At 61.2% G+C, this 18,307-nt stretch carries 17 protein-coding genes and 1 pseudogene; 10 read left to right on the plus strand and 8 right to left on the minus strand.

The annotated features are described in order from the left end of the window. The first annotated feature begins 323 nt into the window (after positions 1 to 323). Positions 324 to 512 (plus strand): hypothetical protein, encoded by a 189-nt coding sequence (locus OVY48_RS23810; protein ID WP_409592777.1) that lies wholly within the window; start codon positions 324 to 326, stop codon positions 510 to 512. 356 nt (positions 513 to 868) lie between these two features. On the opposite strand, the gene istB is transcribed toward OVY48_RS23810, so the two are convergent. Together istB and istA are read right to left on the minus strand one after the other, a co-directional pair. Further along, a complete protein-coding gene (gene istB / locus OVY48_RS01605) occupies positions 869 to 1,636 on the minus strand; it encodes an IS21-like element ISSsp5 family helper ATPase IstB (RefSeq protein ID WP_007686288.1) in 768 nt (255 codons plus the stop codon). Continuing rightward, entirely contained in the window at positions 1,633 to 3,126 is a 1,494-nt protein-coding gene (istA, locus tag OVY48_RS01610; RefSeq protein ID WP_025160924.1) for an IS21 family transposase, read from the minus strand. The genes istB and istA overlap by 4 nt, the downstream gene beginning before the upstream one ends. A gap of 115 nt (positions 3,127 to 3,241) precedes the next feature. Between istA and OVY48_RS01615 the strand changes: the two are divergent. Further along, positions 3,242 to 6,712 (plus strand): annotated as a pseudogene (locus tag OVY48_RS01615) (strawberry notch family protein); the annotation flags it as partial. 100 nt (positions 6,713 to 6,812) lie between these two features. On the opposite strand, the gene OVY48_RS01620 reads toward OVY48_RS01615, so the two are convergent. After that, positions 6,813 to 7,712, minus strand: coding sequence for a MucR family transcriptional regulator (locus tag OVY48_RS01620; protein WP_313921724.1), 900 nt, complete (start codon positions 7,710 to 7,712; stop codon positions 6,813 to 6,815). A 187-nt stretch (positions 7,713 to 7,899) separates the two neighbouring features. On the opposite strand from OVY48_RS01620, the gene OVY48_RS01625 reads away from it, so the two are divergent. From OVY48_RS01625 to OVY48_RS01635, 3 genes are read left to right on the plus strand one after another with little or no spacing between them, the layout of a single operon-like run. Next, a complete protein-coding gene (locus tag OVY48_RS01625) occupies positions 7,900 to 8,385 on the plus strand; it encodes a hypothetical protein (protein ID WP_286867542.1) in 486 nt (161 codons plus the stop codon). After that, the gene (locus OVY48_RS01630) at positions 8,378 to 9,040 is read left to right on the plus strand and encodes a hypothetical protein (RefSeq protein WP_286867540.1); all 663 of its coding nucleotides are present in this window, start codon (positions 8,378 to 8,380) and stop codon (positions 9,038 to 9,040) included. The genes OVY48_RS01625 and OVY48_RS01630 overlap by 8 nt, the downstream gene beginning before the upstream one ends. A 44-nt stretch (positions 9,041 to 9,084) precedes the next feature. After that, positions 9,085 to 9,783, plus strand: coding sequence for a hypothetical protein (locus OVY48_RS01635; protein ID WP_313921725.1), 699 nt, complete (start codon positions 9,085 to 9,087; stop codon positions 9,781 to 9,783). A 514-nt stretch (positions 9,784 to 10,297) separates the two neighbouring features. Here the strand turns inward: OVY48_RS01635 and OVY48_RS01645 are convergent. From OVY48_RS01645 to OVY48_RS01655, 3 genes are all read right to left on the minus strand, one after another. Beyond that, entirely contained in the window at positions 10,298 to 10,492 is a 195-nt protein-coding gene (locus OVY48_RS01645; RefSeq protein WP_043151699.1) for a hypothetical protein, read from the minus strand. 108 nt (positions 10,493 to 10,600) lie between these two features. Then, positions 10,601 to 11,152: a type II toxin-antitoxin system VapC family toxin gene (locus OVY48_RS01650; protein WP_037480206.1), complete on the minus strand. Its 552-nt coding sequence runs from the start codon at positions 11,150 to 11,152 to the stop codon at positions 10,601 to 10,603. Next, complete coding sequence (locus OVY48_RS01655) at positions 11,142 to 11,417, minus strand: hypothetical protein (protein WP_237748978.1); 276 nt, start codon at positions 11,415 to 11,417, stop codon at positions 11,142 to 11,144. Before OVY48_RS01655 ends, OVY48_RS01650 begins: the two co-directional genes overlap by 11 nt. Before the next feature lie 181 nt (positions 11,418 to 11,598). On the opposite strand from OVY48_RS01655, the gene OVY48_RS01660 reads away from it, so the two are divergent. The 3 genes from OVY48_RS01660 (at position 11,599) to OVY48_RS01670 (ending at position 14,177) form a co-directional block, all read left to right on the plus strand. After that, entirely contained in the window at positions 11,599 to 12,795 is a 1,197-nt protein-coding gene (locus OVY48_RS01660) for a hypothetical protein (RefSeq protein ID WP_037480208.1), read from the plus strand. Between the two features lie 93 nt (positions 12,796 to 12,888). Next, complete coding sequence (locus OVY48_RS01665; protein WP_037480211.1) at positions 12,889 to 13,101, plus strand: hypothetical protein; 213 nt, start codon at positions 12,889 to 12,891, stop codon at positions 13,099 to 13,101. Between the two features lie 119 nt (positions 13,102 to 13,220). Further along, complete coding sequence (locus tag OVY48_RS01670) at positions 13,221 to 14,177, plus strand: hypothetical protein (protein ID WP_037480213.1); 957 nt, start codon at positions 13,221 to 13,223, stop codon at positions 14,175 to 14,177. A gap of 37 nt (positions 14,178 to 14,214) precedes the next feature. On the opposite strand, the gene OVY48_RS01675 is transcribed toward OVY48_RS01670, so the two are convergent. Then, positions 14,215 to 15,612, minus strand: a complete 1,398-nt coding sequence (locus OVY48_RS01675; protein WP_037480216.1) for a DUF6880 family protein — start codon at positions 15,610 to 15,612, stop codon at positions 14,215 to 14,217. Beyond that, positions 15,612 to 15,788 carry a hypothetical protein gene (locus OVY48_RS01680; protein WP_193378917.1) on the minus strand — a complete coding sequence of 59 codons (177 nt, stop codon included), beginning with the start codon at positions 15,786 to 15,788 and terminating at the stop codon, positions 15,612 to 15,614. The genes OVY48_RS01675 and OVY48_RS01680 overlap by 1 nt, the downstream gene beginning before the upstream one ends. 424 nt (positions 15,789 to 16,212) lie before the next feature. Here OVY48_RS01680 and OVY48_RS01685 point away from each other — a divergent pair, with 424 nt between their 5' ends. Together OVY48_RS01685 and OVY48_RS01690 are read left to right on the plus strand one after the other, a co-directional pair. Continuing rightward, positions 16,213 to 17,598: an ATP-binding protein gene (locus tag OVY48_RS01685; RefSeq protein WP_313921727.1), complete on the plus strand. Its 1,386-nt coding sequence runs from the start codon at positions 16,213 to 16,215 to the stop codon at positions 17,596 to 17,598. A 65-nt stretch (positions 17,599 to 17,663) separates the two neighbouring features. Further along, complete coding sequence (locus tag OVY48_RS01690) at positions 17,664 to 18,227, plus strand: hypothetical protein (protein WP_052027829.1); 564 nt, start codon at positions 17,664 to 17,666, stop codon at positions 18,225 to 18,227. Positions 18,228 to 18,307 lie beyond the last annotated feature (80 nt).

Below are 18,307 nucleotides of genomic sequence, written 5' to 3' on the forward strand. Positions count from 1 at the left end.
GGGATTCCCAGTCGGCCGCGCAGGGCATCCTGACGATCAACGACGCCTATCATTATGGGATCGAGGGCGATCTGACCGCGCGGATCGGCCGAAACCTTCGCCTGTTCGCCGGGGGCTCGCTGATCGAGTCCAAGATCCAGGACTTCAACGGCACGGCACTGTGGCGGGGCAACAAGCAGCCGCACATCAACGGCTGGAAATATAATCTCGGCGGACAATATGAGGCGCCGCTCGGCTCGGAGGCCCGTGCTATCCTTCGGGCTGACTATTCGGCCTTCGGCGATCTCTACTGGTTCGTCGACAATCTGGCGAAGCAGGATCCCGTGCATCTGGTGAATGCGCGCCTGATCGTCGAGCGTTCGCCGTGGACGCTGACGCTGTCTGCCGAGAACCTGTTTAACAAGCGCTACAACACCGACTATTTCTCGGCCTTCTTCGCAGGTACGCCGACGGATGTGGGGTTCCCAAACAGTCCTCGCCAACTCAATGCGAAGCTGTCGGTCCGCTTTTGAACGGGCAGCGCCCCGACGCCATGGCGGGGCGCTGCACAACTTCCTACAGGTAGCAGATGGAAGTCTGCTCTGTGGCCTCAAGTGTTCAAAGCGGATGAGGTGGATGGCTCCCGCTCACGGCATCTAAGTGCCAAGATGGGTTTGCTGTCATGCGACCCGAGAAGGAGCCACCCGCCATGGAGATTAGCACGATCGGCCTCGATTTGGCCAAAAACGTTTTTCAGGTTCACGGTTGTCAACGGCGGAGCAAAAGTCGGCCATTCGGCGGCGTAAAACCAGGCCATCGTGTTACATGCCGGGGGGAGTGGCGTGAGGGCGTAGCCCGAGGGCCACTCCCCCCGGCATTGGTGTAATTTTCAGGGTCTGGTTTTGGCCTTGCGGGCCCGGCTGTGCGCGAGGCGATAGCTTTCGCCGTTCATCTCGAGGATGCTGACGTGATGGGTCAGGCGATCGAGGAGCGCGCCTGTGAGACGCTCAGATCCGAAGGTTTCGGTCCATTCGTCGAAGGGCAGGTTGCTGGTGATGAAGGTGGAGCCGCGTTCGTAACGCTGGGAGATCAGCTCGAACAACAGTTCGGCGCCGGTCTTGGAGAGCGGCACAAAGCCCAGTTCGTCGATGATGAGCAGCTTGTATCCGGCCATCTGCTTCTGGAAGCGCAGAAGACGGCGCTCGTCGCGGGCCTCCATCATTTCGCTGACCAGCGCTGCCGCGGTGGTGAAGCCCACCGACAGTCCTTTCTGGCATGCTGCCAGTCCGAGCCCCAACGCTACGTGCGTCTTTCCGGTGCCTGATGGCCCCAGAGCGATGGCGTTCTCACGCCGCTCGATCCACTCGCAGCGCGCCATCTCGAGCACCTGCATCTTGTTGAGCCTGGGGATGGCGGCGAAGTCGAAGCTGTCGAGGCTTTTGACGGCGGGGAAGCGCGCGGCCTTGATGCGCCGCTCGACCATGCGACGCTCCCTGTCGATCATTTCCATCTCGACGAGGCGGGCGAGGAAGCGGATATGATCGACGCCTTCAGCGGCACATTGCCGCGCGAGCTTGTGATGCTCACGCAGGCACGTAGGCAGCTTGAGCGCCTTGAGATGGTGAGCGAGAAGGATCTCCGGGGCCTGATCGCTCATGCGGCCTCCTGCCGGTCGGAGAGCAGGCTCAGATAGGCTCTGGCAAAGGTCTTCTCGACCGTGGTGCGTGGCAGGAAGGGATAGACGTCCAGGTCCAGCCTGGGCGGTACGCGTTCGATCCGGCACAGGACGAGGTGCTTGACGGCATCGAAGCCGATGGCGCCAAGATCGATGGCCTGTTCGACCGCCGCCTGGAGATCGGCGAGGGTGAACGTTTCCAGCAGGCGCAGTACCTGCACATATTCGCGCTTGCCATGTTTGTGCATGCGCCCTTCCATCAACCGCTGCAGTGTCGTGAACGCTTCGGGCAGGTCCCAGCCCTGCAAAGGCGCAGCCTGGTCGAATGCGTTGATCTTCTGCTCGATCAGCGGGAGATAATGGAGCGGGTCGAAGACAACCTCCTCGCGGGCATAGCAACGAGGATGACGGGCGATGACTTCGCTGCGGCAGCCGATCACCACCTCATCGACATAGGCCCTGATCCAGACCTCCTGATGGCCCCAGGCCACCGGAACCGAATAATCGTTGGTCCTGTAGCGCACCAGGGATTGCGAGGAGACCCGCCCGCCTTTCTGATCGCAGGCCTCGAAGGGTGTAGCGGGCAGAGGCTGCATGGCCGCGAGATCGCGCTGCAGCCGCTCACCGATCGTCTCGCTCTGCCCGCGCACCTTGTCCTGCTGGCGCTCGCGGCATTGCTCCTCCAGCCACAGGTTGAACGCCTCCCAGGTCGGGAACTTCGGGATCGGCACCATGAAGTTGCGCCGGCAATAGCCTACCAGCCCCTCCACATTGCCCTTCTCGTTCCCCTTGCCCGGGCGAGCATAGCGGTCGCGGATCACGTAATGTGACAGGAAAGCGCTGAACAATGTTGCACGCTGCCGCGTGCCGTCGGGCAGGATCTTCGCCACAAGGCAGCGATCGTTGTCATAGACGATCGAGCGCGGTACCGCGCCGAAAAACGCGAAGGCATGCACGTGTCCGTCCACCCAGGCCTCCGCCACCGCCGCCGGATAGGCCCGCACATAGCAGGCATCACTGTGCGGCAGATCGAGCGCGAAGAAGTAGGCCTTCTGCTCCACCCCGCCGATCTCCACCAGCGCTTCCCCGAAATCGGCCTGCGCATCTCCCGCAGGGTGCGCCAGCGGCACGAACATCTCCCGGCTGCGCTGTTCGCGCTCCCGGATGTAATCCTTGATGATCGTATAGCCGCCGGTGAAACCATGCTCGGTGCGCAAACGGTCGAATACCCGCTTCGCCGTATGGCGTTGCTTGCGCGGGACACTGCGGTCACCCTCAAGCCATCCATCAATGATCGCCACAAACCCGTCCAGCTTCGGGCGCTGCGGTACGGACTGGCGCCGGTAACCCGGCGGCGATGAAAACGACAGCATCTTGCGTACCGTATCGCGCGACACATTGAAACGCTTCGCCGCCGCCCGTTGGCTCATGCCATCCGCGCAAGCCAGACGGACCTGAAGATAAAGTTCCACGCTGTAGATCCCCACACCTCCCTGACTCGGCAGAAAGGCTTCAAGGTGGACGACTTTTACGCCGCCCGCAGCAGGACTATCCCGCCGCTACCGTGGTCGAATATTGCTCCGCCGTTCTCATAGCCCCTATGCCAAACATGGAACGGGGATCGATGTGCGTCTGCTGATCTTCGACAAGGGATGGATCGGCGTGCCGGAGCGTCACGTCGCCCGCGACATCGAGGCAGCACTGGACCTTGTCCTCGCCATCCCTGATCGGCTCGATCCCCTGCAGCCTCCACCTCTCCTTCCTCCGCCAGCCGTTGGTCTTTTGCCTTCCCGACCAGCCACTAATGTCGCGCGAGGAAGCCTCTTTGGGCATATGAGCGGGCAAAGGCTTGCGCCGCCGTCGCGCGTTGCAGCGGTGGCAAAGGACGCGCGGCCAATCACATATGTGGTTCGGGAGGCGCCGCTTGCTCCCGGCGAGACCGTGGGCATCTATTCTGCCTGGCGGCCCGCACGGATCTCCATCGATGCTGCCTCCAGGCATCCCGATGTTCTTGTCGAATCCATTGCCATGGCCTCGGTGTCCCTGCCGGTGCCGCGCTATCAACCCCTGCTCCAGGACCGCGCGGCCAAGGCGCTGTCAGAGGCGCAGCTTGAAACCGTCATTTATGCCGGGGAAGCGCATACGCGCGATCTTGTCGGCCGCTTTTCATCTAACCTCGCCGGCGATCGCCTGATCGAGGACAGGGAAGGCAAAGCCTATCGGACCGGCTTTTTCATCGCTGACGGTACTGGTGTGGGCAAGGGTCGCGAGGCGGCGGGCATCATCCTTGATCAATGGAACCGGGCCAATCGCCGCGCGATCTGGATTTCCATGGCCGACCTCATCGAGGACGCCCGCCGCGACTGGACGGCGCTGGGCGGGCTTGCCATCGATATTCAGCCGATTTCAAACTTTCCCCTGGGTACGTCGATCACGATGGAAAGCGGCATTATCTTCCTCACTTACGCCGCCTTGCGCTCCGCGCGCCACGATACAGCCTCCCGCCTGCAACAACTACTGGACTGGACTGGCGAGGATTTCGTCGGCGTAATCGTCTTCGACGAGTCTCACGCGATGGCGCACGCAGGCGGGACCGAGACGGATTTTGGCAAAGCGCAAGGCTCGGAACAGGGGCTTGCCGGCGTTCGATTGCAAAATGCGCTTCCGCGCGCTCGCATTCTCTACATGTCCGCGACCGGCGCGGCCAGGCCGGACAATCTCTCCTATGCTGTCCGCCTGGGGCTCTGGGGACCGGGCACCGCGTTCGCCACGCGCGACATGTTCATGAAGGCGATGGAAGAGGGTGGTATTGCAGCCCTTGAGGTCGTTTGCCGCGATCTCAAGGCGATGGGCCTCTACACCGCCCGGGCATTGAGCTTCGCGGGCGTCGAATATGAGCCGCTGGAACATGCGCTGACGCCAGATCAGATTTCGATCTACGATGCTTATGCCGATAGCTGGAGCATTATTCATCGCGGATTGCGCGATGTGCTGGCCGAGATCGGCATAGTCGACAGGATATCGGGCAAGACCCAGAACGCCCGGGCGCGGGGATCAGCCCTCAGCGCCTTTGAATCCGCGAAATTGCGCTTCTTTTCCAGCCTTCTTGTCAGCATGAAAATGCCCTCGCTCATCAACGCGATCAAGCAGGAGTTGGCGTCGGACAATGTAGTGCTGGTGCAACTCGCCAGCACGGGCGAGGCCATCATGGATCGGCGTCTATCCGAACTCTCCGCCCAGGAACGGGCGACGATGGACGTTGAGGTTTCGCCAAAGGAAACCCTGATCGACTATTTGAAGAATGGCTTTCCTGTGCGTCAGATGCGGGTCTTTCGAACCGACGATGGCGCGACGCGCGCTGAACCGATGATTGATGCTGAGGGCAATCCGGTGCTTTCCCGACAGGCGATCGCCGCACGCGACGAATTGATCGAGGAGCTGTGCGCACTGCCCGCGATTCCGACCGCGCTCGACGCACTTATCGCGCATTTCGGAACCGACCAGGTCGCCGAGATTACGGGGCGCTCGCGGCGCATCGTGACCGACACCACCGGGCGACAAAAGGTCGAGAGGCGCAGCGCTCGGGCCAATCTGTTCGAGGTTCAGGCGTTTCAGGATGGCCGCAAGCCCATCGCCGCCTTTTCCCTGGCCGGGAGTACCGGACGATCCATGCATTCCGATCGGAACTGTGCCAGCGCACACAGGCGCCGCGCGCATTTTCTGCTGGAACTTGGGTTCCGCATCCTCTCGGCGGTACAGGGCTTTGGTCGTAGCCACCGGACGAACCAGCTGACGCCGCCCGTCTATCGCCCGCTCACCACCGATTGCCGGGGGGAGCGGCGCTTCCTCAGCACCATCATCCGCGGTCTGGAAGCGTTGGGCGCATTGACCAGGGGACAACGCCAAACCGGATCGCAAAATCTGTTCGATCCTTCCGACAATCTGGAATCCGACTATGCCCGCGATGCGCTCGTTCAATGGTTCGATCTTCTCTATGAGGGCAAACTCCGCAGCGTCTCGTTCGCCGATTTCCAGGAGATGACGGGCCTTGAGCTTTGCGACGAAGGCGGGGAACTTCTGGAACGTCTGCCGCCCATTCATCGCTGGCTCAACCGCATATTGGCACTGCGGATCGCGACCCAGAACAGCATATTCGAGGAGTTTCTGGGGTTGGTCGAGGACCGCGTCGAAGCGGCGCGCGCTGCCGGCACGCTTGACCTGGGCATTGAAACCATCCGCGCCGAGAAAGTGGTTCTGCTTTCCGACAGGCTGCTGCGCACCGATCCTGTAATCGGCGCCCAGACACGGATTTTGCGTCTGGAACTGCACCGGCGGCCATCGATCACCAACTGGGCCGCGTTGCAGCTTATTTGCAAGAACACGGACAATTTTGCGTGGCTCCGCAATGCCCGGTCCGGCCGGGTCGCACTGTGCATGCCAACATGGCCGGGACAGGACGACGATGGCAAATGGATCGAACGCTGCTATCTCATTCGTCCGAACGGTCAGCTCCGCATGGATAGAGCGGCCCTAAAAGCCAGCCATTGGAGCGAGATCGAGCCCGATGCTTTCCAGGTCTTTTGGGAGCAGGAAGTGGCCGAAGCGACGAAAAATCTCATGGTCGAAACGATCACCATGGCCACCGGGCTGCTGCTGCCCGTATGGCATAAATTGCCGGAAGATGACGTGCGCGTCTGGCGGATCGACGATGGTGCTGGCGGTTCAATCCTGGGTCGCATCATCCATCCAGCGGCCGTGGAACGGATCCAAAGGGAATTCGGCCTCGATGGCGCGACAGCTCTTGGTGCCGACGAAATCATTGATGGTGCGCGTTCGGTGGGCGGAGTATCGATCCCAGGTCTTGGTCCGGCCAGACTTGCCCGGGTTCATGTCAACGACAGTGCGCGCCTCGAAATACGAGACTATCGACCCGATGATCGGACCTGGTTGAAGGCTTGCGGAGCATTCAGTGAGGTCGTCGCCTTCAAGACCAGGCTTTTCCTGCCTCCTCATCGTGCGGGCGACATCCTTGCCAGGATTATGGCAGAGCGGAGCTAGTCTTCGCCGCGGTGCGCTCCATCGCGCGACCGATGACGCTCGCAAGGTCAGCGTTCAGACGAGATATGGGTTGGATAAACCCATATCTCGTCGGTGACCATTATTCCGTAGATGTCGGTGCTGGAACAGGCGCTTTCTTCTGCTTTACACCGGATACCCGCCGCCCTGCACCTTTCGGCTTCGTGGATGCCGCAGCTGTTGGCGTTGCGGTCTTTCCAGCTGCCCTTTTCCCGTTGGCTGGCTTGGCAGGTTTGGCCTTTGCGGGCTCTGATACTGCGGGTTCCAAAGGCTCCTTCACGGATGCTGTCGGGGCCTTCGCAGTTCGCGGTGCGGTTTGTACGCCCAGCTTCTTCCTGGCAGGCTTTATTGCCGCGGCCTCCGCTTTTGCAGGCACAGTCGCAGGTTCTGGCTTAGGTTCGGACGATACGATTTCGGCCTGTTCGCTGGGTTTGGCAGCGGCCGCCTTGCCGCGGCCGCGCTTGGGCTTAGCTTCCGTCGAAACTGCCGGTGTGGCTTCGACAACCGGTGTCGCTTCGACAACTGGCGCCGCCTCTACTACGGGTGATGCTTCCACCACCGGAGCAGCATCCTGCGCTTTCGCGCCAACCCGCCGTCCAAGGCCGAGTTTTTGCGCGACGGTGCGCCGCTGTTCCGAATAGGCAGGCGCGACCATGGGATAATCCTTGGGAAGCTTATAGCGCTCGCGATATTCGGCGGGTGTCATTCCATTGACCGCCAGATGCCGCTTGAGGGTCTTGTACGGCTTTCCATCGAGCATGCTGATGATGTGTTCGCGTGAGCCAAGGCTCTTGCGGATCGATACAGCAGGAACATGATCGGGGGCCGCTGGCACTTCCACGTCGCCCTTCCGTTCGAGCGCGCCGCGGGTCGCTTCGATGATGCCGGCGATGTCGCCGGCCGGAACCTGATTGTTGGAGAAATAGGCGCTCAGTAACTGCACCGTCATGGCGGTGAAATCAGGCTGCTCGGTATCGGCCACGAAAGGACTCCTGGTTGAGAAACGAATGGAGGATGCCGGTTATCGCCGGACTGGAACTGCGCTGTAGCTAAGCGGGAATCTGCAGCTCATGCAAGACGGGAATGAGTGACGGTCATACGGTCCGGTAAAGGGGAGGGGGTGAGGATGGAGAGACCGACTGGAGTCCAGTAACTACGAAAGGCATGTCATGGCCGACCGTGTATCCGCACATATCATGATAGGCGGTGTGCTTTCCCGCTCACAATATCCCGTTCTCGTTCAGGCGATCGGCAGCGACAATGCGGCTGTAGATTGGGACGGAACGCCCTTCGATCCCGCCTATCTTCCCGTAAATAATCCTCTCACCTTGATGGATCACGAAGTGGCCAATGGATGCTTCGCGAGAATCGAAGAAAGCTGTCGACGTCTTGGCCTTCATTATGTCCGATGGTCAGGCGGATATGCAGGAAGCTTCCCCTCTGTCCGCGTCATTTACAAGGGCCATGGCGAACCGCGACACTATCTGACGACTGAAGATGACCAGCAGCTCTTCTCGATCGAACGCATTCGGGAATTGGGAGGCATCGTGGCAGTCGAAAATGACTACCAGCTTGCACGCCAGAACCCGCCGCCGCTGGTGCTCATCGATGAAGAACTGATCAATGAAGCAATGATGGAGCCGGTCCATGGCTGACCATTATGTTCAAGCTTCCTTTGCGTTCACCTGCACGGCCCGTGAAAGCGCGCTGATCGAGGAGGCGTGGCAGCACGCGTCCGACCTGTTGGGTGATTTTGCCCCGGGGGAACCGAGCGCTGAATTCCTCGCCGCCTTCATGCCGACCGATCTCGCCAATCCGTTCAACGGCTTGCTTGAAATCTTCGATGATCCGGACTTCCCGCATTTCGGGGCTGAGATCGAGATCGCGGGTGCAGCCGAGAGCATTGTCGCCATTTATGGCACGACCTACTTCCAGCCTGGTCCGATTGCTGAACTCATCCGGCGCTGTTGCCAGGAGAGCTTGAAGATAGCGCCTGTCGGGTTCGACTGGAGCTATGGCTGTTCGCGCCCACGCCGCGACAGTTTTGGTGGAGGGTGGTGCACGATATTTGCCGATCATGTCGAATTTGCCAGCACCCAGGAGGAACTGGCGCGCCGTTTGGGCCGATCTGCAGTGACGCCACCGGCGGAGCCGCCTGATCCATGGATCGACTATCCACAATATCCTTCGGTCGATTGGCAGACCGAAGTCGCCAACGGCGATACGCGTCTTGGCTATCTCGACTGGGTTCTCGCCCGAACTGAAGCAGACCACAGCGTGCCTCCCTCAATGGAATTGCCGTCGGCCTGACGCACTCGCCCCTCCAAATCTGATCGAGCCATAAGGATGACATCATGACCGACGCTAACGCGCCGAGCGCGTCCGCGCGCCTGTATAGCCAGACCGACCATGACGAACGCGGCAATTTCCATTATGAAGGCGATCTCTACCGTGCCGACGAAGCGTTGCCATCGCTCGCCTCCCGGATCGATCGCCACCTCGCCCAGCATTTTACCGGCACCAGCTTTGCGATCCGCACCGAGACATTTGCGGGCGGACGCAAGGTCATCGCGGAAATCCTCGATACACCTGACGACCTCACCGGCCGTGAAGCGCAGGACGCCTTCATCGGCGAGGTGCGCGATCAAATGGAACGGTTCGGGTTCACGCGGACCAATCCGTTGCAGGATTTCTGGTCATGCAGTTTCTACAGCGAAGCGCGCATCGGCCAGGCCTATTGGACGGCATTGGCAAAACGTCAGGGTATCCGCAATCCCGTCGATACTGTCCTATCATTAGCGGCGTTCAAGAAGCGCGTAAAAGCAGGTGATCGGCTGAGGCTTCTGGACGCACCGTCTGGTCATCGACTGCTTGGTACGACCCGCGACATCACCAAAGTGCGCTCGGGCGACCTGATCCTCGAAGGTCGTTCCTACCTGTCCTTTCCCAGGGCCTCTGCCTTCGCCTGCGACGGCCGTCTGATCCGGATCGCCATCGGCTCGCAATATGGTCCTGACGATCATCTGCTCTACGAATGGCTAAGGGCTTCCTGAGCGCCATTTCCTATGGTGATCGCGCTTGCCGAGGCCATGCGCGATATCGGGCTAATTATCAGCGGCACCTTCATGTGACAGCGATCGATATCGATCCGCGTGCGATCCACATGGCCTATATCCAGTTTTCATTTCTTCATATTTCAGCCCATCTCATGGTCGGAAACGCCTTGTCGGGCGAGATACAGGACCATTGGTTCGCCCCGGCGCATATATTGGGGGGATGGACCGCTCGGTTCGCCCTTCGCCAACGTCGTGAACCCGTGGCTGAGACCGCCCAACGCGCGACCATCGCGATCGGCCCGACATCACCATCGCAAGGCGCCGTTCCGCCATCGCACGAGCCAGGGGCATCGCAGCGATCGATGCCGCGACAGTTGAGCCTATTCTGACATTCTCGCGCCTCACATCATAGGAGATTGGCATGTCCCGACATGTCCATATCGACGCTCTGGGCCGGATTCCGTCTGGCACAGCAATCATAACTTTGGCCATCTGCGGACCGCGCGGCGGATTACGCGCCGTCGAGGATATTTCGATCGATGAAGCCGAGAAAATGGTGACGCAACTTCAGGCTGCGGTCGCTCATGCTCGAGCCGGGGCCGCCATCGCTCCAGTCGATCGCTTCATGCAGGACGTCATCGACCGGCTCGCCGATCAGGGGCTCGCGCTCGATCCTTCCTTCCGTACATGGTGTGCCGACAATCATGGCCTGCTCAGTCCACGACAGGCGGCTGAACGCTGGTGCTGCTGGCATGTTGCCTGACCGATCCTGCCCGTCGAGATGATGGTCGGTTTCCCGTGCCTATGTGACGGGTCAATACAGGATGACGCCCGTCCCCGGAATGATCTGATCGAAAAAATCGAAATCGCGCCGGTTGCCGGTCAGCAGGTCACAGCCGGTCGCCGCAGCCTGCAGAAACAGCAGGGCATCGTTGAGCAGGGCGATCGAATGGGGTTGGCCGCAAAGCCGTGTGACCATGCCTGCCAGCATACCGGCCTCTCCGAACATGCGGGAGGAGGGGGCGCTCAGACGATGCTCCGGGATATCGTCGATTGTCCGTCCCAGGGTCTTGAGCACCGACGCCGTGCGCTTGTCGGCAGGATCGAGCGCGCCCATCAGGTGGGTCATTTCGGCAAGCGCCACGCAGGAATGATTGACGATCCGGTTTTCCAGCAAACAATCTACTTCAACCGGTGTCTTGCCCTGAAGCACATCAATATAGACGCACGTGTCGAGCAGAAGCTCGCGGCCTATGACAGCTGCCTTGTGAACAAGCGGCAATGCCTCTTCGGGTCGTCGCGACAGCCTGGCACCAGATCGCTGCGGCCTGATCCGGCGCAACGAGGCCTTGCGATCAAATCCCAAGCGCAATATCCGCAGGGATCGTGCCCTTTCGGCGCACTAGCCTGGCTCCAAAATCATCCTCAAGCGCCACTTTGGCGAGCGCATATTCGACAAGATCGGTGGTCGAGGCGATGCCGCTGCGCATCTTGGCGCGATCGATGAGTTCGCGTGGCACGCGGGCGCCGACCGCGCTGTTCGTGCCCGACAGTAAACCCGCCGCCTTGGCAGCGGCCACGACCGCTTCATGTCGCTGAGACAGATGATCCTCATGCTTCGTCGCCATCATGGCCTCCTTTCGTTGAACATATACGCCAATTTGTAAAACATACAAGCCGCCGTCGTACCTGCTGCCGCCGGTCGGGGTCTCGTGAACCCAATATCGCGGTGCGCGAAAGGGAAGGGAGGGGCGGGGATGTGACAGGAGCGGTGAAGCACCTGTCGCTCTGCATCTCAAGGAGACGATTTCCATGGCGACCCTTGCCCCCATGAACGAAAGCCCCCGCGTTACGGCGCCCTATCGGATCGATGTCTCGCGCGGACGCATGAGCAGCCGCGTATCGTCCGAGTGGTTCTCCCGTCCCGACGACGAGAAATATCTCTCGCTGACCAGTCTCTATGATGCCGTGCGCGGCCGCGCGGACCGTGCGACCACGCGTATCGTTGAAAGCCGCTCGATCCGGGTCGAGGCGAAAAGCGACAATCCAGAGCGGCTGATGCTGGTGGCGCCGGGCGATGATCGACCGCTTGCACCCACTAACTGGTCCTTTGGCCAGGTAGCAAGTCTCGTCGGTGCCCCGGCCTCTTATCTGCGCCAGCTGCCTGCCGCGCTTGCCGGCATCAACCTGCAGCATGGGTTGATCAACCACCGGGGCGAGCAGGTTAAACTGCTCCAGACCGAGAATGGTCGCACCGAATTGCGGGCGGCGACCGGGTCGGAATATGGCAGGATCTTCGACTGGGAACTGGTCCAGGCGGTGATGGCCTTTGCCGGCGATGGCGTCGGCGACACGCGCTGGAAGGTGCCCGGAACCATCGACTGGGGCAGCATGACCTACAACCCTCATGTCGATATCACCAGGGAGACGACCACGCTCTACGCATCGGACCGGGACATTTTCCTGTTCCTCGTGGACGACACGCACCCCATCGAGGCCGGCAAGCTTCCTAATGGCGATCCCGACCTTTATTTTCGAGGGTTCTACGCCTGGAACAGTGAAGTCGGCTCCAAAACGCTCGGGATCGCGACTTTCTATCTGCGCGGCGTGTGCGCCAACCGGTGCCTGTGGGGTGTCGAGAATTTCGAGGAGGTCAATATCCGCCACTCGAAATTCGCCGGTGCCCGTTTCGCGCATCAGGCCGCGCCCGCGCTCGAGCATTTCGCAAACTCCTCGCCGTCGCATTTCATCTCCGGCATCAAGGCCGCTCGCGAGCGGATCGTCGCGCGCAAGGAAGAAGAGCGCGAACCCTTCCTGCGCAAACGCGGCTTTTCCAGGGCCGAGACGGCAAAGATCATCCAGACCGTGCTGGCCGAGGAAGGCCGTCCGCCTGAATCCATCTATGATTTCGTCCAGGGTATAACGGCGCTGGCCCGATCGAAGCCGCATCAGGACAGCCGCCTCGACCTGGAGAACAAGGCCAGAAAGCTGCTCGAACAGGCGCTTTGAGGCCCGGCGCCGCCGCTCTCATGCCTTCTCCACCTTCTTCCTCGCCATCCCGGTCAAGCGCCGGGGTGGCCATTGTCATGAAAGGATGCCGCCATGCGCGCCCATTCGTCCCTTCCCCTGCCGCAATTTATCGTCGACATCGCCTTCTTCAGCGGCGGCGAATACTATGCCACCGAGACTTACACCGTTCCTGCATCCACCTGGTTTGCTGCGGAGCAACAGGCGCTGCAGATGTCGGTAAACAGCGTCTATGACGATGCGCGCATTCCTGACCTCAGCCGAACAGCCACTGTCCGCACGGCCTGATCATGCTCTGAGATCAATCTCGATGACAGAACTTCCGAACCGGAATCCTGGGACGGGTGTGCCGATCCAGCCGCTGTCCGAACCGTGGGCTCGTGCCACCTTCCCCTGGAGCCATCTCCATGACCCGCTACACATTATCCCATCTCGAAACCGCTGCTTGTCTTTGGGAAGCCGTCCTTGAATTGCGCGATCGGCCAGAGACCACTCCCGATGCAAGCAGTCTGGCGCTCGCCTTGCGCAAATGCGTCGATACGCTCGGCACGGCGGCGCTGCGTCTGATCGTGGTAGGCTGGGTCGATGCGGTGGAGTCCGCATGGCGTACAATAGAAGGCGAATATCCGTTGTCGTTCGATTGGGATTTCGTGCCCCGTTGGATTGCCGACACGATCGACTGGTCAGATCCGCGCAGTCCGGTCATTCGCGCAACTGCGCCCGTTCGGTACGTCAGATCGACGTCGTTTCCACCTATAGGATATGACGCACCCCCCCAAACCGCGATCGGGACCAGCCATGAGGACCATCTGGCGATAGAGGTCCACACTGCCGTGATTGAACATCGACATGGAATGAATATCCACGTCGCAGTCGATGCGATGGCTCTCGACGTGGAAATCGCTGCTTATTGCCGTGAATATTGGAGCGAGATCGACGACGCGCGCGACCCGGATACCCTGTCCGACACAGAAGCGATATCAATCTATTTCGAATGTCATCCGTCGGAAAGCTGCACGAAGGACCGCATGCGTATTGCGTCCGTCGCACACCCGTCTCCCCTTGTTGCCGGATCGATCGAGCAAGGCCGCTATTGTGTACTATCGACCGCCCATCTGACGGTTCATACCGCCTCATGCCTCGATAAATGGGCGTCCTGGCCGCCCAGTGATCGACCGATCGACATCGCGGCTTCGGTCTATGGCTGGTTCGTGCCGACGCGCGCCATTGATGATGACCGCCGTGCGCAATTGCCGCAGGATCTGCTGCGGCTCATCGCCTTCGGCCGCGCGCACGGTTTCCAGTTCCTGCTCTTCGACTGTGACGGCAGTGACGTCGACGGACTGCCGCTCCACCATTGGTAGGGAGGTTTCCAATCTGGCCGCCCCGGCTTCTCCGCGATTATCCGAATTTCCCCGCGACCTGATTCCAGAAGCCGATCTTGCGTCCATGAATCTTGCGAAGATCGGCCAGCCAGTCATCATGCGGTACGACATCGACATCGCCTGCGATACGGTCGGCCAAATCCGTCGCGGCTGCAAAGTCCCGCGCGGCATAGGGGTAGTATTTCGAACTCGCCCGGTCGAGCACGCCAGTCACCAGTCGGCGATAAAGCAGGGTGGCCCCGCCTGGATCGATCTGAGATAATGCCTCGGCGGCAGGACGCAGAATGTCATAGGCCCGGGCTTCCAGACCTTCGAGCCTTTCCCTGGTCAGCTTGCTAGCGCGCTTGAGATCGGGCCAGGCAACCACGAACGCCAGTGCCGATGTCGCCCGATCATATGCCATGGCCTGATCAAGGGCCTGCCTTTCCGCAGCGACATCCTCGAAATCAGGCAAAGCCCTGAGCCATTCGCGTAGCGCCTGAGCGTCAAGCCAACGGTCGAAGATCGCCTTGCGCTGCGCCTGCACATCGTCCCTGCGGCCCAACGCCTCAAAGGCGCGTAATTTGAGATCGGCGATTTCGCGCTCATTATGGCAGCGCTCAACCGGAGCATCGATCCAGTCGAGAGCTTCTGCCGCACGACCCTGCGCGATCAATCGGGCGGCAACCTGCGCATTGAGCAGCGTATTGCGCCGATCAGGATCGACTGTTGCAATATAGGCGTCCACATCGCCGTCGAGGTCGGCGAGCTTGGGCAACAGCCACCCGACCTTATAGTCGAATTGCCGTCGCTCCGGGCCGGTCAGCCCCGCCTGCCGCTCCAGCAGCATCCGTCGCAAGGCTGCGCGGCCTGTCTGTCCCAGAGCCGGGGAGGCTGCGTCCGGCAGGTCGTCGAACACGCCATAGCCATCCCCTTCAATCAGCGTTAAAATATCCCCGGCGAGCTGCTCGACATCGGGTGCATCGGCTCGGGCCCACAGCAGTCCCAGATCCTCGCCTCCCTGGCGGAACACTGCGCCCAACGAACCGCTGCTGTCGTCGGACCTTTCGAACACTGGTTCGGCAAGGCTCAGCAGCAGCTTCATGCTGTCGACCGCCTGGCTCAGCGAGGTTTCGGCCAGTGGTCCCAATATGGTTTCCCGCAACTGGTCGAGTTCGCGCGCGAGCGGACCTACCTTGTCCCATTCGACGAACCCGCGCGAACGCCGAATGGTCTTCAGCCGCTTGTCGATTTCGTGGGCCAGGGCCCCGCTATCGTCCTTCGCCGCCAGCTCCATGCGAACCGCGCGGGCGAAGACGGCGTCACGCTCGGCCTGGGCTAGCACAAGCCGGGCAAGGCGCGCTGGTCCCAGCGCTTGGATCGCATCGAGCGTCACCCTGCCGGTGCCGCGTTTACCACTGTCAGAGGTCGCCATCAGATGTCTTCACCGCCCGATCGTCCTGTCCCCTTGACCAGCGCAAGCAGCATGGCGTGCAGCGCCTCTTCCGCGCGCTCGCGCCGCGCGGGATCGGCTGCAGAGATGTCCCGGCGCATCCAGTCCGGCATGCGGCGCAGAAAGTCGGTGAGTTGCGAATCCAGATCCTGAGGCATTCCTTGTCCTTCGCAGTCCACGACCGCTGCCGCAATATCGGATGCACAGTGGCACCCGCGGGCGTCATGGCCCTGGAAGACGAACGGAGGGAAGGAAGAGGGGAGGGATGATGGGTTCCAGTCCGGAACCAGGGAGACCGCCATGCCCCTTCCAACAACGATCCATAGCGCCGTCAGCCCGGACGCGATCCGCCGCGCGTCCCGCCTTTTTTCGGGCGACAGCCGGGACTGCCTTCATGAGATGTTCCAGAATGCCAGACGCGCCGGCGCCACCTGCATCACGGTCGATCTGACCGAACAGGACGGCCGATCCCTGCTGCACATCCGGGATGATGGCTGCGGCATCGACGATCCAGCCGCCCTGCTGATGTTGGGACATTCAGGCTGGGGCGATGACATCGCGCGTAGCGAAGACCCGGCCGGCATGGGCATGTTCAGCCTTGCCGGCCGCGCGGTCGAAATCCAGTCCTTCTCTCCCTCTGCGGGCGCGGCCTGGAAAGTCCAGATTCCGGCAGACGCATGGGACAGCGGCGCGCCGCTTGCCATCGCCCCGGCCATGATCGGTTGGGGCACGCTGATCTCGATCGAACTGCCGCCCGACTGGAAGCAAGGCTTGTCTGCGGTCGTCGCCGATGCAGCCCGTCACTATCCCTTACCGGTCACCTTGAACGAAACGCTGCTGCCCCGCGAAGACTTCCTCAAGGACGCCATATTTGTCGAAAACGCCTGCGGCTGCCGTATCGGTGTCTATGACCGGGATCCTGATTGGCCAAGAGACCAACGCATCAATTTTCACGGGCACCGCGTCAAATGCGCCTTGCCGACGGTTCGGGAAGAAAAAGACAATGGCAGTCTTTGGACGGTCCGGATCGATATTATGGATGCGCCGGAAATTCATATGGTTCTGCCGGCGCGCAAGGAGGTCATCGACAACGCGGCATTGAAGGCGCTTCGCGACGCTGCCGAGCAAATCCTGTACAAGGCCATCGCGACCCGACCGGACCATCGGCTGCCCTTTACCGCCTGGCAGCGGGCGTGTGAGCTGGGCGTTACGCTGCCGCAGGCGCGCTCAGGGCTGGCGATCTGGCGGCCGCAGACCGCTGACGATTGTCATGGACGCAGCAGCCGCATGATCGCTCCTGAAGGCGCAATGCTGATCGTGCCGGCGCTGGAGCCCGATATTGCGCAGGCGCTTGCGCTGGCGCGGGGCAAACCGCCCACCCAGGACGTGCAACTCGTCGAGGCGGAAGACGCGCTGCAAGGCTACGCTTGGTATGACACGCTCCCGGTGATCAGGGATATTTCACTGCGCATCGACCGGGAAGGCTCCGTCCATCGCTACGACGACGACATGTGTCTCCCCGCCGATTTCGCTTGTGGCCTGGTCGACCGGATCGTCATCGAGCTGACGGTTTGTGAAACCGGTCGCACGGACGCGCCACGCAGCGTCCATTCCATCGAAATCCCGGCGCTCGTCTGCCGCAATGGCGGTTGGGATATTGAGGAGGCCATCATCCTGGCCACGCGCGATGATGGTATCACCCCGGACAGACTGAGCCGCATGATCTATGCGACGATCTTCTGTGGGGCTGATGATGGCGACTGCGACAGCTGGGACACCCAGTCGCGATCCTTCGAACGCGAGGCGCGGCAGCACGCTACGCATATCCTCCTTGGGGAGGACGCTGCCACCCTCGAAGCCATCAACATGAGCGCATGGGATAATCTGAGCTGGCTGATCCCGCTCGATCGCAAGATCGTCATTCACGCCGAGCGCGGTGCCATCACGGTCGATTTCTTGCCGAATTGAAAGGGTGCCCGAGTTTGCTCGCCGCGCCTGTCACCCCTGTCCCAACCCAATCAAGGAGACCGGCCATGCGCCGCTTCCCCGTCTGCGCCTGTTCAACAGCGCATCTTCCCCGCGCCGAGAATGACGCCATCGACCGGCTGATCCAGCACGCGCCGCGAAGGAGCGGCCGGATCATCGTCGATCATCCGATCTTGTCGATCGAGGCCCATCAATATGGCTTCTGGGTCCATCTTGGCTTCATCGATGACTGGCCCGATCGCCCCGATGGGCTTTCGCCCGAATTCTGGGCTTTGCTGTCGGACGCCCGCAAGGCTGGAGCGAATTGGCTGAGCTTCGACCGTGATGAACCGCCTTCCGATCGGTTCCCGGTCTTCGCGGCCGGGCAGGGGGAGGCAACAGGCGACGCCGGGAAATCGGTCAATGCCGCAAACCCCGCTGCCAGGATCACGATCCGCTGTTCTGCATGTGGCAGCGCCGAGGTGATGCGCGATGCCTGGGCGCGCTGGGACGATGATGCCCAGGACTGGGCGCTTGGCGCTGTCTTCGACGCAGCTTTTTGCGAGGCCTGTGAAAAGGACGCCACGCTGTCCCAACAGCCGCTCAAAGGATGGCAGCACAGCCATTCCTGATTGCCAGGCCGCCAGGCCACTTATCGCGTCAAGCCCATTCCCTCGACCAGCATCTCCGGCCGCTCTGCGCGACGCCGGGT

This window comes from Sphingobium sp. SA2, from assembly GCF_032227065.1.
Taxonomy (GTDB): domain Bacteria; phylum Pseudomonadota; class Alphaproteobacteria; order Sphingomonadales; family Sphingomonadaceae; genus Sphingobium.